Source organism: Mizugakiibacter sediminis (assembly GCF_000953855.2).
GTDB lineage: Bacteria > Pseudomonadota > Gammaproteobacteria > Xanthomonadales > Rhodanobacteraceae > Mizugakiibacter > Mizugakiibacter sediminis.
In genome coordinates this window covers 93,752-108,428 of sequence record NZ_DF970162.1, presented here as the reverse complement: position 1 = coordinate 108,428, position 14,677 = coordinate 93,752, and the positions used below count along the sequence as shown (strand labels likewise).

The 14,677-nt window shown below is 73.8% G+C and carries 14 protein-coding genes; all 14 read left to right on the top strand.

What is annotated here, in order from left to right; genetic code table 11:
- The first annotated feature begins 245 nt into the window (after window positions 1-245).
- The 14 genes from MBSD_RS04580 to MBSD_RS04515 all read left to right on the top strand — a co-directional run bounded on the left by MBSD_RS04580 (window position 246) and on the right by MBSD_RS04515 (window position 14,552).
- On the top strand, window positions 246-2,240 hold the full coding sequence (locus tag MBSD_RS04580; protein ID WP_062535490.1) for an OPT family oligopeptide transporter: 1,995 nt from the start codon (window positions 246-248) through the stop codon (window positions 2,238-2,240).
- 215 nt (window positions 2,241-2,455) lie between these two features.
- Entirely contained in the window at window positions 2,456-2,875 is a 420-nt protein-coding gene (locus MBSD_RS04575; protein ID WP_062535488.1) for a YciI family protein, read from the top strand.
- A 133-nt stretch (window positions 2,876-3,008) separates the two neighbouring features.
- Entirely contained in the window at window positions 3,009-3,362 is a 354-nt protein-coding gene (locus MBSD_RS04570; protein WP_062535507.1) for a YciI family protein, read from the top strand.
- A gap of 45 nt (window positions 3,363-3,407) precedes the next feature.
- Window positions 3,408-3,818, top strand: coding sequence for a VOC family protein (locus MBSD_RS04565; RefSeq protein ID WP_062535486.1), 411 nt, complete (start codon window positions 3,408-3,410; stop codon window positions 3,816-3,818).
- 60 nt (window positions 3,819-3,878) lie between these two features.
- Window positions 3,879-5,186, top strand: coding sequence for an RNA polymerase sigma factor (locus MBSD_RS04560; protein WP_062535484.1), 1,308 nt, complete (start codon window positions 3,879-3,881; stop codon window positions 5,184-5,186).
- Window positions 5,183-5,536 carry a YciI family protein gene (locus MBSD_RS04555; protein WP_062535482.1) on the top strand — a complete coding sequence of 118 codons (354 nt, stop codon included), beginning with the start codon at window positions 5,183-5,185 and terminating at the stop codon, window positions 5,534-5,536. The genes MBSD_RS04560 and MBSD_RS04555 overlap by 4 nt, the downstream gene beginning before the upstream one ends.
- A gap of 272 nt (window positions 5,537-5,808) precedes the next feature.
- The gene (locus tag MBSD_RS04550; RefSeq protein ID WP_082306479.1) at window positions 5,809-6,387 is read left to right on the top strand and encodes a C40 family peptidase; all 579 of its coding nucleotides are present in this window, start codon (window positions 5,809-5,811) and stop codon (window positions 6,385-6,387) included.
- Window positions 6,388-6,463: 76 nt separating this feature from the next.
- Window positions 6,464-7,549 carry a DNA polymerase IV gene (gene dinB / locus MBSD_RS04545; RefSeq protein ID WP_082306478.1) on the top strand — a complete coding sequence of 362 codons (1,086 nt, stop codon included), beginning with the start codon at window positions 6,464-6,466 and terminating at the stop codon, window positions 7,547-7,549.
- Window positions 7,550-7,699: 150 nt separating this feature from the next.
- Window positions 7,700-9,166 carry a glucose-6-phosphate dehydrogenase gene (zwf, locus tag MBSD_RS04540; RefSeq protein ID WP_062535479.1) on the top strand — a complete coding sequence of 489 codons (1,467 nt, stop codon included), beginning with the start codon at window positions 7,700-7,702 and terminating at the stop codon, window positions 9,164-9,166.
- Between the two features lie 34 nt (window positions 9,167-9,200).
- Complete coding sequence (gene pgl, locus MBSD_RS04535; protein WP_062535477.1) at window positions 9,201-9,908, top strand: 6-phosphogluconolactonase; 708 nt, start codon at window positions 9,201-9,203, stop codon at window positions 9,906-9,908.
- Entirely contained in the window at window positions 9,908-11,740 is a 1,833-nt protein-coding gene (gene edd, locus MBSD_RS04530; protein WP_062535475.1) for a phosphogluconate dehydratase, read from the top strand. Before pgl ends, edd begins: the two co-directional genes overlap by 1 nt.
- The gene (gene glk, locus MBSD_RS04525; protein ID WP_062535473.1) at window positions 11,737-12,732 is read left to right on the top strand and encodes a glucokinase; all 996 of its coding nucleotides are present in this window, start codon (window positions 11,737-11,739) and stop codon (window positions 12,730-12,732) included. The genes edd and glk overlap by 4 nt, the downstream gene beginning before the upstream one ends.
- On the top strand, window positions 12,729-13,385 hold the full coding sequence (gene eda, locus MBSD_RS04520; protein ID WP_062535471.1) for a bifunctional 4-hydroxy-2-oxoglutarate aldolase/2-dehydro-3-deoxy-phosphogluconate aldolase: 657 nt from the start codon (window positions 12,729-12,731) through the stop codon (window positions 13,383-13,385). The genes glk and eda overlap by 4 nt, the downstream gene beginning before the upstream one ends.
- A gap of 126 nt (window positions 13,386-13,511) precedes the next feature.
- Window positions 13,512-14,552 carry a LacI family DNA-binding transcriptional regulator gene (locus MBSD_RS04515; RefSeq protein WP_062535469.1) on the top strand — a complete coding sequence of 347 codons (1,041 nt, stop codon included), beginning with the start codon at window positions 13,512-13,514 and terminating at the stop codon, window positions 14,550-14,552.
- The last annotated feature ends 125 nt before the right edge of the window (window positions 14,553-14,677 follow it).

The following is a 14,677-nucleotide window of genomic DNA, read 5'->3' as shown; positions in this document are numbered from 1 at the left end:
GAAGCGAGCGCGTAAGCGCTTGCTTCGCGGGAGTGAGTCCGGACATGTGCCGGACTCGCGACCGAAAAAACCCACAGGACGTGAGTTTTTTCACAAGCGCTGAGACGCCCGCCGCCGGGCAGCGGCGGACAACCGCGGCCGATCCGCGCTATCGTGCGCAGCGTTGCGCCCGGCCGGCACCGGCGGCCGGCGCGCGGCGCGCCCGGCGCGGGGCCGGGCGGCAACGCAGAAGACGGAGATCCCACGTGACCGCACCCGACCGCGCCGGCCTGGAGCCGCGCACCGAATTGACCGTACGCGGCCTGATCATCGGCGCCGTGATCACCGTGGTGTTCACCGCGGCCAACGTGTTCTTCGGCCTCAAGGCCGGCCTGACCTTCACCACCTCGATTCCGGCGGCGGTGATCTCGATGGCGATGCTGCGCGCGCTCGGCAACGCCACCATGCAGGAGAACAACATCGTGCAGACCGTCGCCTCGGCGGCGGGCACGCTGTCATCGATCATCTTCGTGCTGCCCGGCATGATCATGATCGGCTGGTGGACCGGCTTCCCGTTCTGGACCTCGTTCGCGGTGTGCGCGCTGGGCGGCATCCTCGGCGTGATGTATTCGATCCCGCTGCGCCGCGCGCTGGTGACCCATTCCGACCTGCCGTATCCGGAGGGCCTGGCCTGCGCCGAGGTGCTGAAGGTCGGCTGCGGCGCGCAGGTCAGCGCCTCCAGCGAGCAGGAGAACCGCGCCGGCCTGCTGGCGGTGGTGTGGGGTTCGATCGTCTCCGCGGTGTTCGCGGTGGTGGTGGCCACCCACGTGTTCGCCAGCGACGTGGTGAAGTTCTTCCGCATCGGCGACAAGGGCGCGGTCAGCGGCTTCGACTTCAACCTGTCGTTCGCGCTGTTCGCGATCGGCCACCTGATCGGCCTGTCGGTCGGCGTCGCCATGCTGGTCGGCGCGCTGATCGGCTGGGGCTGGGGCGTGCCGCACTACTCGCTGCTGGCGGGCGTCCTCGGCGGCGGCCCGGACGAGATCGCGCTGGCCACCTGGAGCCAGAAGGTGCGCTACGTCGGCGCCGGCGCGATCGGCGTCTCGGCGATCTGGACGCTGGCCAAGCTGGTCAAGCCGGTGGTCGCCGGCCTGACCTCGGCGATGGCCGCCTCGCGCGTGCGCAAGGCCGGCCGCGGCGACACGCTGCCGCGCACCGAGCGCGACATCCCGATCGGCATCGTCGGCCTGATCACGCTGGCCTGCTTCATCCCGGTCGCCTGGCTGCTGGGCTACTTCGGCTCGATCAGCGGTCTCGGCGACCGCCTCGCCGTGCTGGCGGTCGGCGGCGTCGCCTACGTGGTGCTGATGGGCTTCTTCGTCTCCACCGTGTGCGGCTACATGGCCGGCCTGATCGGCTCCTCCAACAGCCCGCTGTCCGGCATCGGCATCCTGGTGGTGATCGGCGCGGCGCTGCTGCTGGTGTTCGGCGTCAAGCCGTACGTGGCGCCGGAATCGGGCAAGGCGCTGGTGGCGTTCGCGCTGTTCGTCACCTCGGTGGTGTTCACCGTCGCCGCGATCGCCAACAACAACCTGCAGGATCTGAAGACCGGCCAGCTGGTCGACGCCACGCCGTGGAAGCAGCAGGTGGCGCTGGTGATCGGCGTGGTCGCCGGCGCGGCGGTGATCCCGCCGGTGCTGGACCTGCTGAACCAGGCCTACGGCTTCGCCGGCGCGCCCGGCGCCGGCCCGAACGCGCTGCCGGCGCCGCAGGCCGGCCTGATCTCGGCGCTGGCGCAGGGCGTGATCCAGGCCGACATCGACTGGAGCCTGATCTGGACCGGCGCCGGCATCGGCGTCGGCGTGATCGTGCTCGACGCGCTGCTGACGCGCTTCACCCGGCGCCTGCGCCTGCCGCCGCTGGCGGTGGGCCTCGGCATCTACCTGCCGACCTACAGCACGCTGATGGTGGTGGTCGGCTCGGTGGTCGGCTGGGCGTTCGACCGCCGCGCCGAGCGCGGCCGCAATCCCGACACCACCAAGCAGCTCGGCGTGCTGCTCGCCTCCGGCCTGATCGTCGGCGAGAGCGTGATCGGCGTGGTGATCGCGGCGATCGTCGCCTTCTCCGGCAAGCCGGCGCCGCTGGCGCTGGTCGGGGACGGCTTCGCCGACACCGCGCTGTGGCTGGGCGGCGGCGCCTTCGTGCTGATCGTGGCGCTGCTGTACCGCTGGATCACCCGCATGGGCCGCACCGTGCGCTGACCGCAGCCGCTTCGTCCCGGGCCGGCGCGACGCCGGTCCGGGCATCGAGGCGCACGCCCCGCGCGCCGATTTCGGTTTCCTTGGACCCTCCCGCCGCGCCGTCGCCGCGGCGTGTCGATTTCCTCCCGCCTCGTTCGTCGTCAAGACAAGGAGCCGCCTGCGGTCGCGCTTGGCGGCAGCGGCTCCGTCATTCCCCACTGAGAGGAGAGACGACGATGCGCTGCATGGTGATCGTGAAGGCGACCGCGGAAACCGAGGCCGGCGTGATGCCCAGCGAGGCACTGTTGACCGCGATGGGCAAGTTCAACGAGGAACTGGCCAAGGCCGGCGTGATGCTGGCGGGCGAGGGCGTGAAGCCCAGTTCGCAAGGCGTGCGCGTGCGCTTCGCCGGCACCCAGCGCATGGTGACCGACGGCCCGTTCGCCGAGACCAAGGAGCTGGTCGCCGGCTTCTGGCTGTGGCAGGTGAAGTCGCTGGACGAGGCGATCGCGTGGCTGAAGCGCGCGCCGTTCGAGGACGGCGCCGAAGTGGAGATCCGCCCGCTGTTCGAGGCCGAGGACTTCGGCGAGGCGTTCACGCCCGAGGAGCGCGAGCGCGAAGCGCGCCTGCGCGAGCAGCTGGCGACGCGGCCTTAAGCATGAAGGGGCAGCGCGCAGGCAGAATCGGCGTCGATTTCGCGCGCCGCCGTTCGACGCCTGCATGAAGCGCGGATGCGGCGCCGCGGCGCCGGCCTCCGGCGCGCCACCGCCACACGCCGAGGACCGCACGATGCGATTTCTGTCGCTGTACCGCCACGCCCGCCCCGAGGGCGTCCCGCCGAGTGAGCGGGAAATGGCCGAGATGGGCCGGCTGATCGACGAGATGACGCGCGCCGGCGTGTTGCTGGCCACCGAAGGCTGCATGCCCAGCGCGCAGGGCGCGCGCGTGCGCCTGGCGCAGGGCACGTTCGCCGTGACCGCCGGCCCGTTCGCGGAAGCGGGTGAGGCGATCGGCGGCTTCGCGCTGATCCAGGCGCGCTCGCGCGAGGAAGCGATCGAGTGGAGCAAGCGCTTCCTCAAGGTGATCGGCGACGGCGAATGCGAGATCCGCCAGTTGCACGACGCGCCCGATTGCATGGGCTGAAACCCGAGCCCCCGCACACGCACACACGACCAGGAGCACCGCATCATGCAGTTCCATACCTATCTCAGCTTCGACGGCGATTGCGAAGCGGCCTTCACCTTCTACGCCGGGCTGTTCGGCGGCAAGCTCGCGGCGCTGATGCGCTTCGGCGACATGCCCGGCAACCAGACCGCGCCGCAGTTCCGCAACCGCGTGATGCACGCGCGCCTGGAGCTGGCCGGCCACGTGCTGATGGGCACCGACGCCACGCCGGACTGCCCGCACGGCGCCGTGCAGGGCAGCCATGTCGTCGCCGACGTCGACACGCCGGAGGAGGCCGAGCGCGTGTTCGCCGCGCTGGCGCAGGGCGGCCGCGTCGATATGCCGATCCAGCCGACCTCCTGGGCGCAGCGCTACGGCATCGTCGTCGACCGCTTCGGCGTGCCGTGGATGGTCAACTGCAACCTGCCGACCTGAGGTTGCGGCACGGCGCGCCGGCCTTGCGCCGTTCCTGCGGGGATGCTGTGATCGGCCGCCATGACGGCGACCGACACCCACCGCGCGATCGACGCAGTCTGGCGCATCGAGGCGCCGCGGCTGATCGCCGGCCTGACGCGCATGGTGCACGACGTCGGCCTCGCCGAGGAGCTGGCGCAGGACGCGCTGGTCGCCGCGCTGGAGCGCTGGCCGGAGAGCGGCGTGCCGGACAACCCAGGCGCCTGGCTGATGGCCACGGCCAAGCACCGCGCGATCGACCTGCTGCGCCGCGACAAGCTGCTCGACCGCAAGCACGAGGAACTCGCCCGCGAGCTCGCGGACGCGCAGGACGAACGGATGGCGCAGAGCGACGCCCACCTGGACGATCCCGTCGGCGACGACCTGCTGCGCCTGGTGTTCATCGCCTGCCACCCGGTGCTGTCGCTGGAGGCGCGCGTCGCGCTGACGCTGCGCCTGCTCGGCGGCCTGACCACCGACGAGATCGCGCGCGCGTTCCTGGTGCCGGAACCGACCGTCGCCCAGCGCATCGTGCGCGCCAAGCGCACGCTGGCCGAGGCGCAGGTGCCGTTCGAGGTGCCGCGCGGCGCGGCGCTGGTCGAGCGCCTCGCCGGCGTGCTCGGCGTGATCTACCTGATCTTCAACGAAGGCTATACCGCGACCGCCGGCGAGGACTGGATGCGGCCGTCGCTGTGCGAGGACGCGCTGCGCCTCGGCCGCGTGCTGGCCGGGTTGATGCCGAAGGAGCCGGAGGTGCACGGCCTGGTCGCGCTGATGGAGATCCAGGCCTCGCGCCTGCCGGCGCGCGCCGGCCCGAACGGCGAGCCCGTGCTGCTGCTGGAGCAGGATCGCGCGCGCTGGGACCGCGTGCTGATCGGACGCGGCCTCGCCGCGCTGGAGCGCGCCGAGAAGCTGGGCGGCGTGCGCGGCCCCTACGCGCTGCAGGCGGCGATCGCGGCCTGCCACGCGCGCGCGCCCGACGCCGCCGCCACCGACTGGGCGCGCATCGCCGCGCTGTACGCCGCGCTGGCGGAAGTCGCGCCGTCGCCGGTGGTGGAGCTGAACCGCGCGGTCGCCGTCGGCATGGCGGAAGGGCCGCGGGCGGCGCTGGCGCTGGTCGACGCGCTGGTCGAGGCGGGGTCGCTGCGCGATTACCATCTGCTGCCCAGCGTGCGCGGCGACCTGCTGCGCAAGCTCGGCCGCCTCGACGAGGCACGCATGGAACTCGAACGGGCGGCATCGCTGGCGCGCAACGCGCGCGAGCGCGCGCTGTTGCTGGCGCGCGCCGCCGCCTGCGCTGCGGCGCCGCCGACCGAGCGCACCGATCGCCCCTCACGGAGTACCCGATGACCTACATGCTGCTGGTGGTCGAGCCGCGCGGGCAGCGCGCCGAACGGACCCTGCAGGAAGGGCAGGAGCTCTACGCGCGCATGCTGCGCTACGCCGAGGACCTGCAGGCGCGCGGCCTGCTGCGCGGCGCCAACGCGCTGCGCTCGGACGATGCGGGCGCGCGCGTGCAGGTGCGCGCCGGCAAGCGCGCGGTGACGGACGGACCGTTCGTCGAGGCCAAGGAGATGGTCGGCGGCTATTTCCTGGTCGATTGCCCCACGCGCGAGGAAGCGCTGGCGCTGGCCGCCGAGTGTCCCGCCGCCGCGTGGGCGACCATCGAGGTGCGCGAGATCGGCACCTGCTACGAGTGAGCCCCGGGCCGCCTGCGGGAGCGGCGCCGGCCGCGGCCGCCCGTCGGTGCCGAAGCCGCTCCCGCGGCTGCCGGGCCGCGGCCCCGCCCCGGGCGGGGCATGCGGGATTGAAGCGCGGTCGGGGTTCGTCCGGCACCGGCGAACGGGCACCGCGGCCGCGTGCGCCGACATGCGCGGACCGGCCGCTAACATTTACTGAACATCTCGCGGCGGCGACTGCTTTACCTTCCGGCCCTTGCCCCGTCCTGCGGGGCCTTACGGAGGGAGGACGCATGGCGGGTGGCAGGATCGGCGTGTGCGCGTGCATCGTCTGGCTCGTGCTCGGCGCGATGCCGGCGGGCGCGGCGAATGCCGCCGACGCCATGATCGTGCCGTTCTTCCCCGCCGATACGGCCGTTGCGGCGCCCGCCGCGCCGGCGGCTGCCGCGACGCCGGCGGCCGATGCCGCGGCGGACGGTTCCGCCGACGTCGAGCGCCTGATCAGCGCGGCGATGCAGCAGCGCGACGTGCGCTACCGCTTCGGCGGGCGCGATCCCGCCACCGGCTTCGACTGCAGCGGCTTCGTCCACTACGTGTTCGCGCAGGCCCTCGGCCTGGACCTGCCGCCCAACTCCGCCGCGCAGTTCCGCGTCGGCGAGCGCGTGGCGCGCGACGCCATGCGCGCCGGCGACCTGGTGTTCTTCCGCAACGCGCGCGGGCGCATCGTGCACGTCGGCATCTACCTCGACGACGGCCGCTTCATCCATTCGCCCTCGCGCGGCGAGCGCGTGCGCGTCGACCGCCTCGACGAGCGCTACTGGGCGCGCCGCTTCGCCGGCGCCCGGCGCCTGGACGCGCTGGCCCCGGGCTGAAGACGCTCCGCCCGGTTGCGCAGGTGTCGCCGGCGCCGCGCTAACATGCGCGGACGCTTCCGTCCCGCGTCCGCCCGTGCCCGCGCCGCTCCGCAAGATCCTGCACGTCGACATGGACGCGTTCTACGCGTCGGTCGAGCAGCGCGACGATCCCGCGCTGCGCGGCAAGCCGGTGGTGGTGGCCTGGCGCGGCGCGCGCTCGGTGGTGTGCGCGGCCAGCTACGAGGCGCGCCGCTACGGCATCCGCTCGGCGATGCCGGCGCTGCGCGCCGAGCGGCTGTGCCCGCAGGCGATCTTCGTGGCGCCGGACTTCGCCCGCTACCGCGCGGTGTCGCGGCAGGTGCGCGAGATCTTCGCGCGCCACACCGACCTGATCGAGCCGCTGTCGCTGGACGAGGCCTACCTCGACGTCACCGTCACCAAGAGCGGCCTGCCGACGGCCACGGCGACCGCGCAGGCGATCCGCGCGGCGATCCGCGAGGAGACCGGGCTCACCGCCTCGGCCGGCGTCGCCCCCAACAAGTTCCTCGCCAAGATCGCCTCCGACTGGCGCAAGCCGGACGGCCTGTACGTGATCCCGCCGGCGCGCGTCGAGGCGTTCCTGACGCCGCTGCCGGTGGGGCGCCTGCCCGGCGTCGGCAAGGTGATGGAGCGCAGGCTGGCCGCACTCGGCATCGCCACCGTCGGCGACCTGCGCGGCTACGCGCTGGCCGCGCTGGAACAGCGCTTCGGCCGCTGGGGGCGACGCCTGCACGAGCTGGCGCGCGGCATCGACGAGCATCCGGTGCAGCCGGAGCGGCCGACCGTGCAGGTCTCCGCCGAGGACACCTTCGAGCGCGACCTGCGCCTGGACGAGCTCGAACCGCACATCCGCCGGCTGGCGGAGAAGACCTGGGCGGCGGCGGCGCGCGAGCCGGCGCGCATCGCCCGCACCGTGGTGCTGAAGCTGAAGACCGCCGACTTCCACGTGCTGACGCGCAGCCTGACGCCGCCGCTGCGTCCGGCTTCGGCGCGGCAGCTCGCCGACATCGCCTGCGCGCTGCGCGAGCGCGTCGACCGCCCGGCGGACACGCTGTACCGGCTGGTCGGCGTCGGCCTGTCCGGCTTCGTCGACCGCGACGCCTGGGCGGCGCAGGAGGACCTGTTCGATGCCGCGCGCTGAGCCGCGGCCGCCGGCTCGCCGCAGTAAGATCGCCCGGCCGCAGCGCCGTCCGCGCCGCCGCGCGCAGGACATCGCCGCGCTGCAAACGTATGCGGATACGGTGGCGGGCGCTTCGCGGTACGCTGCGCCGCTCACCACGGAAGTGCCTCGATGCCCGGATCCTCGGCCTCGCTGCTGACCATTTTCGGCGCCACCGGCGACCTCGCCCGGCGCATGCTGCTGCCCTCGCTGTACGGACTGGAAAGCGACGGCCTGCTGCCGCCGCGGCTGCGCATCCTCGGCACCGCGCGCAGCGAGCTCGATGCGGAAGGCTTCCGCGCCCTGGTCGCGCGCACGCTGGCGGAGCGCGTGCCGGCCGGCGAGCGCAACGACGCCGCGGTGCGCGCGCTGCTCGCGCGCATCGACTACTGCGCGGCCTCGGTCGACGATCCGGCGACGCTGGCGCCGCTGGCGGCGTCGGTGCGGGAGGCGGCCAAGCAGGGCGACATCGTCTACCACCTCAGCACCGCGCCGCGCTTCTATGCGCCGGTGTGCAGCGCGCTGCAGAGCCTCGGCCTCGGCGGCGCCGGCACGCGCGTGTTGCTGGAGAAGCCGATCGGCCACGACCTCGCCAGCGCGATCCGCATCAACGACGGCGTCGCCCGGGCCTTCGACGAGGACCGCGTGTTCCGCGTCGACCACTACCTCGGCAAGGAAGGCGTGCAGAACCTGCTGGCGTTGCGCTTCGGCAACGCGCTGTTCGAGCCGCTGTGGAACGCGCGCCACGTCGAGCAGGTGCAGATCACCGTCGCCGAGACGGTCGGCGTCGAGGGCCGCGGCGACTACTACGACGAATCCGGCGCCACCCGCGACATGCTGCAGAACCACCTGCTGCAGCTCCTGTGCCTGACCGCGATGGAACCACCCTCGCAGTTCGATCCCAGCGCGGTGCGCAACGAGAAGCTGAAGGTGCTGCGCTCGCTGCGTCCGATCGGCCGCGCCGAGGTGGCCGCGGAATCGGTGGCCGGGCAGTACGCCGCCGGCGCGATCGACGGCGTGGCGGTGCCCGGCTACGCCGAGGAGCTCGGCCGCGAGAGCCGCACGGAGACCTTCGTCGCGCTGCGCGCGCACATCGACAACTGGCGCTGGTCCGGCGTGCCGTTCTACCTGCGCACCGGCAAGCGCATGCCGCGTCGCTGCACCGAGATCTACCTGCAGTTCCGCGCCGTGCCGCATTCGATCTTCGCGCACACCGGCGCCGAGGTGCAGCCGAACGCGCTGGTGATCCGCCTGCAGCCGGAAGAGCGCATCCAGCTGATGCTGATGAGCAAGACTCCGGGTTTGGACCGCGCCGGCCTGCGCCTGTCGCAGGTCGCGCTCGACCTCGACCTGCACAAGGAATTCGCCTCCTACCGCCGCCGCTTCGCCTACGAGCGCCTGTACCTCGACGCGCTGGAAGGCAACGGCACACTGTTCGTGCGCCGCGACGAGACCGAGGCGGCGTGGCAGTGGGTGGACGCCGTGCTGGCCGGTTGGGCGCAGGCGGGCATGACGCCGAAGCGCTACCCGGCCGGCACCTGGGGGCCGAGCGGCGCGGTCGCGCTGATCGAGCGCCATGGCCACAGCTGGCGCGAGTGAGGCGCACGGCATCGCCTGGCGGGAAGACGCACGCATGTCCTGGACGATCGCCGAGCACGCCGACGCCGAGGCCCTCGCCGAAGCCTGCGCCACGCGTCTCGGCGCCGCGCTGGACGAGGCCCTGCGCCAGCGCGGCTGCGCCGTGCTGGCGGCCGCCGGCGGGCGCACCGCGCCGCCGATCCTGCGCCGGCTGGCCGCGCAGCCGCGCGACTGGTCGGCGGTGACGGTGGCGCCGACCGACGAGCGCTGGGTCGCCGCCGAGCATCCCGACAGCAACCTGCGCGCGCTGCGCGAGGCCTTCGCCGGCGCGCCCGGTCTGCGCTGGCAGCCGCTGGTGCCGCCGCGGCCGCAGGGGCCGGCGGACGCGACGCTCGCCAACACCGCCTTCACCCTGTTCGACGAGGCGTTCGACGCCGTGCTGCTCGGCATGGGCGGCGACGGCCACTTCGCCTCGCTGTTCCCGGGCGCGCCGACGCCGGCCGACGCGCTCGCCGCCGACGGCCGCGCCGACGCGGTGGCCGTGGTGCCCGATCCGCTGCCCGCGTCCGCCCCGCACGCGCGCGTCAGCCTGACGCTGGCGCGGCTGCTGCGCAGCCGCTGCCTGCTGCTGGCGGCCAGCGGCGCCGACAAGCGTGCGGTGCTGCGGCGCGCCGCCGAAGCCGGCGCCGATCCGCGGCGCTGGCCGGTCGCCGCGCTGCTGCACGCGCCGGGCGCGCCGCTGGAAATCCACTGGAGTCCGTGATGGCCATGCATCCCGTCGTCGAACGCGTCACCGAGCGCATCCGCAGGCGCAGCGCGCCGACGCGCGCCGACTACCTCGCCCGCATGGAGGCGCAGCGGCTGGAAGGGCCGGCGCGCCGGCACCTGAGCTGCGGCAACCTCGCCCACGCCTTCGCCGCCGCCGGCGACGACAAGCCGGCGCTGCGCGCGCAGCGCGCGGTGAATCTCGGCATCGTCACCGCCTACAACGACATGCTGTCGGCGCACCAGCCGCTGCAGCACTACCCGGAGCTGATCAAGATGGCCGCGCGCGCGCGCGGCGCCACCGCGCAGGTCGCCGGCGGCGTGCCGGCGATGTGCGACGGCGTCACCCAGGGTCGCGCCGGCATGGAGCTGTCGCTGTTCTCGCGCGACACCATCGCGCTGGCCACCGCGGTGGCGCTCTCGCATGCGGTCTTCGACGCCGCGTTGCTGCTCGGTGTGTGCGACAAGATCGTGCCCGGCCTGCTGATCGGCGCGCTCAGCTTCGGCCACCTGCCGGTGATCTTCGTGCCGGCCGGGCCGATGCCGTCCGGCCTGCCCAATCCGGAAAAGGCGCGCGTGCGCCAGGCCTACGCCGAGGGCAAGGCCAGCCGCGAGGAGCTGCTCGCCGCGGAAGCGGCGTCCTACCACGCGCCCGGCACCTGCACCTTCTACGGCACCGCCAACTCCAACCAGATGCTGATGGAGGTGATGGGCCTGCACCTGCCCGGCACCGCCTTCGTCAACCCGAACACGCCGCTGCGCGACGCGCTGACCGTCGCCGCCGCCGAGCGCGCCTGCGCGATCACCGCGCTGGGCGACGCCTACACGCCGCTCGCGCACACCGTCGACGAGAAGGCGATCGTCAACGCCATGGTCGGCCTGGCCGCCACCGGCGGCTCCACCAACCACGCCATCCACCTGGTGGCGATCGCGCGCGCCGCCGGCCTGCGGATCGACTGGGACGACCTCGACGAGCTGTCGCGCGCCACGCCGCTGCTGGCGCGCATCTATCCGAACGGTCCCGCCGACGTGAACCACTTCCACGCCGCCGGCGGCATCGGCTTCGTGATTCGCGAGCTGCTCGACGCCGGCCTGCTGCACGCCGACATCCGCTGCGTGCACGGCGGCGACCTGCGCGCGCAGGCGCAGGAGCCGTGGCTGGACGGCCAACAGTTGCGCTGGCGCGAGCCGCCGGCGCGGCCCGCCGACACCGCGATCCTGCGCGGCGTCGCCGAGCCGTTCGACCGCGAGGGCGGCCTGCGCCGCCTCGCCGGCAATCTCGGCCGCGCGATCGTGAAGATCTCGGCGGTCAAGCCGGAACACCGGCGCATCGCCGCGCCGGCGCGCATCTTCGATTCGCAGGACGCGCTGCTGGAGGCGTTCGAGGCCGGCGCGCTCGCCGGCGACTTCGTCGCCGTGATCCGCGGCCAGGGCCCGCGCGCCAACGGCATGCCCGAGCTGCACAAGCTGACGCCGACGCTGGGCGTGCTGCAGGACCGCGGCCAGCGCGTCGCGCTGCTCACCGACGGCCGCATGTCCGGCGCCTCCGGCAAGGTGCTGGCGGCGATCCACGTGGTGCCGGAAGCGGCCGACGGCGGCCCGATCGCGCGCCTGCGCGAGGGCGACCTGGTGCTGATCGACGCCGAAGCGGGCACCATGGAGGCCAAGGTCGACGCGGCGGCGTGGAAAGCGCGCGCGCCCGAGGCCGGTCCGCTCGCCGGCAACCGCGCCGGCACCGGCCGCGAGCTGTTCGGCCTGATGCGCGCCAACGCCGGCAACGCCGAGCAGGGCGCCTGCAGCCTGTTCGTCGGGGAGGCATGGGACTCGTGAGCGAACTCGCCCTGATCGCCGACATCGGCGGCACCAACGCCCGTTTCGCGCTGACCGATCCCGCCGCGCCGCAGCCGCAGCTGCTGCAGCCGCAGGTGCTGCGCAACGCCGAGTTCGGCAGCCTGCAGCACGCCGCCGAGCACTATCTCGCCGGCGTCAGCGCGCAGCCGCGTCGCGCGGCGATCGCCGTGGCCTCGCCGGTCGGCGCGGACGAGATCCGCCTGACCAACCGCGCCTGGTCGTTCAGCCGCAGCGAGTTGCAGCACGCGCTGCAACTGGACGAGCTGCGCGTGCTGAACGATTTCGGCGCGATCGCCTGGGCGGTGCCGGAGCTGGCGGCGGACGAGCGCGTCACCCTGCACGGCCCGACCGAGGCGCCGTCGCGCGGGCCGATCAGCGTGCTCGGTCCGGGCACCGGCCTCGGCGTGGCGCTGCTGGTCGGCGCGCGCGGCCAGGGCTGGCAGGTGATCGAGACCGAAGGCGGCCACGCCAGCTTCGCGCCGCTCGGCGACGAGGAGCACGACATCGCGCGCTGGATCGCCACGCGCTACGGCCGCACCTCCACCGAGCGCCTGCTGAGCGGCGACGGCCTCTCGCACATCGACGCCGTGCTGCGCGGCGTGCCCAGCCAGCCGGCCACCGGCCAGCGCCTGCCGCTGCGCGAGCCGGAGGCGATCGTCGCCGCCGCGCTGGCGGGCCACGACGTGCACGCGCGGCGCGCGCTGGCGCGCTTCTGCGCCGTGCTCGGCAGCGTCGCCGGCGACATCGCGCTGATCCATGGCGCGCGCGCGGTGATGATCGCCGGCGGCATCGTGCCGCGCTTCGTGCCGTTCCTGCGCTCCAGCGCGTTCCGCGAGCGCTTCCTCGCCAAGGGCCGCTTCGCCGCCTATCTCGAATCGGTGTCGATCCACGTCGTCACCCATCCCCAGCCCGGGCTGCTCGGCGCCGCGATGGCGCTGCGCCGGCCCGAGACCGCGGAGGCGCGCGCATGAAGGCGTGGACGCCCGCGGCGAGCGCCGAGCGCATCGACGCGCTGCTGGCGCCGGCGCCGGCGCTGCCGGTGCTGAGCATCGACGACCCGGACAGCGCCGTGCCGCTGGCGCGCGCCCTGGTCGAGGCCGGCCTGCCGGTGCTGGAGATCACCCTGCGCACGCCGGCCGCGCTGGAGGCGATCCGCCGCATCGCCGCCGAGGTGCCGCAGGCGGTCGTCGGCGCCGGCACGGTGCTGACGCCGCGCGATTTCGACGCGGTGGCGGCGGCGGGCGCGCGTTTCGCCATCTCGCCCGGTGCCACCGAGGCGCTGTACGTCGCCGCCGCGCAGGCGCCGCTGCCGTGGCTGCCGGCGATCGCCACCGCCGGCGAGCTGATGCGCGGCCTCGAGCACGGCCATCGCCGCTTCAAGTTCTTCCCGGCGGAATCCGCCGGCGGCGTCGGCGCGCTGCGCGCCTTCGCCGGCCCGTTCGCGCAGGCGCGCTTCTGCCCCACCGGCGGCATCGACGCGGCCGCGGCGCCGCGCTACCTCGCGCTGCCCAACGTGATCACCGTCGGCGGTTCCTGGATGGTGCCGGCGGCGGCGCTGGCCGCGCGCGACTGGGCCGCGATCGGCGCCGCCGCGCGTGCCGCCGCGGCGCTGCGCCCGACCTGATGCTGCGCCGCCGCATGCCTTGGCCGGTCTCCACCGGTTAAACCTATGCGCTGGCCGCGTTCCGCTCCGTCGACGCGTCCGTCCCGGACGCGGCGCGGGGGCGGGCGCAGACACGGCGCAACGCGGATGAAAGGCAAGGCCACCTCTTTCGACATCGCCTACCACGCCGGCGTGTCCCAGTCGACGGTGTCGCGCGCGCTGCGCAACAGCCCCTCCGTCAGCCTCGACACGCGACGCCGCATCCAGGCGATCGCCAAGCAGCTCAACTACAAGGTCGACAAGAACGCCTCCAGCCTGCGCCGCCAGCACGCCACCACGCTGGCGCTGCTGCTGTTCGAGGACCCGACCTCGGACGACTCGCTGATCAACCCGTTCTTCCTGTCCATGCTGGGCTCGATCACGCGCACCTGCGCGCGGCAGGGCTACGACCTGCTGATCTCCTTCCAGCAGCTCTCCGAGGACTGGCACGCCGACTACCAGGACGCGCACAAGGCCGACGGCCTGATCCTGCTCGGCTACGGCGACTATCTGGTCTCGCGCGACCGCCTGCGCAAGCTCGAGGCGCAGGGCACGCACTTCGTGCGCTGGGGCGCGGTGGTCGAGGGCCAGCCCGGCATCTCGGTCGGCTGCGACAACGTCCAGGGCGGGCGCCTGATGACCGAGCACCTGCTCGGTCTCGGCCGCCGGCGCATCGCCTTCATCGGCAACGCCTCCGCGCACTGCCCGGAATTCCTCGACCGCTACCTCGGCCACGGCGCCGCGCTGCGCGCCGCCGGCCTGCCGGTGGACCCGGCGCTGCACGTCGACGACGCCACCGATTCCACCGAGGAGGTCGGCTACCGCGCGCTGTGCGACCTGCGCGCGCGCGGCGTCGCCTTCGATGCCGTGTTCGCCGCCAGCGACCTGCTGGCGATCGGCGCGATGCGCGCGCTGGACGACGCCGGGGTGCGCGTGCCCGCCGAAGTGTCGGTGGCCGGCTTCGACGACATCCCGATGGCGCGCTTCGCCACGCCGCCGCTGACCACGGTGGTGCAGAACACCAAGCTGGCCGGCGAGCTGCTGGTCGAGCGCCTGCTGAAGCAGATCCGCGGCGAGCCGGTGGAGAGCACCATGCTGCCCGCCGAGCTGGTGATCCGCCGCTCCTGCGGCGCGCGCAGCGCGGCGTAACGGCACCTGGCGGTCGTGCCTCGCGTGCGTGCGGCGATGCTCCGCAGCGACGAAATGCCGCAACGGAATCTTTCCTCTCCCCGGCGGGGAGCGGGGGGCAAGACGCAAGGCGCCCGTCGCGTCAC

What these genes read in the sequence shown, in the direction of transcription:
- eda (WP_062535471.1), top strand. Translation starts at nt 12,729, where the DNA reads ATGAAGGCGTGGACGCCCGCGGCGAGCGCCGAGCGCATCGACGCGCTG.
- edd (WP_062535475.1), top strand. Translation starts at nt 9,908, where the DNA reads ATGGCCATGCATCCCGTCGTCGAACGCGTCACCGAGCGCATCCGCAGG.
- zwf (WP_062535479.1), top strand. Translation starts at nt 7,700, where the DNA reads ATGCCCGGATCCTCGGCCTCGCTGCTGACCATTTTCGGCGCCACCGGC.
- MBSD_RS04570 (WP_062535507.1), top strand. Translation starts at nt 3,009, where the DNA reads ATGCGATTTCTGTCGCTGTACCGCCACGCCCGCCCCGAGGGCGTCCCG.
- MBSD_RS04555 (WP_062535482.1), top strand. Translation starts at nt 5,183, where the DNA reads ATGACCTACATGCTGCTGGTGGTCGAGCCGCGCGGGCAGCGCGCCGAA.
- MBSD_RS04550 (WP_082306479.1), top strand. Translation starts at nt 5,809, where the DNA reads ATGGCGGGTGGCAGGATCGGCGTGTGCGCGTGCATCGTCTGGCTCGTG.
- MBSD_RS04515 (WP_062535469.1), top strand. Translation starts at nt 13,512, where the DNA reads ATGAAAGGCAAGGCCACCTCTTTCGACATCGCCTACCACGCCGGCGTG.
- MBSD_RS04565 (WP_062535486.1), top strand. Translation starts at nt 3,408, where the DNA reads ATGCAGTTCCATACCTATCTCAGCTTCGACGGCGATTGCGAAGCGGCC.
- MBSD_RS04560 (WP_062535484.1), top strand. Translation starts at nt 3,879, where the DNA reads ATGACGGCGACCGACACCCACCGCGCGATCGACGCAGTCTGGCGCATC.
- MBSD_RS04575 (WP_062535488.1), top strand. Translation starts at nt 2,456, where the DNA reads ATGCGCTGCATGGTGATCGTGAAGGCGACCGCGGAAACCGAGGCCGGC.
- pgl (WP_062535477.1), top strand. Translation starts at nt 9,201, where the DNA reads ATGTCCTGGACGATCGCCGAGCACGCCGACGCCGAGGCCCTCGCCGAA.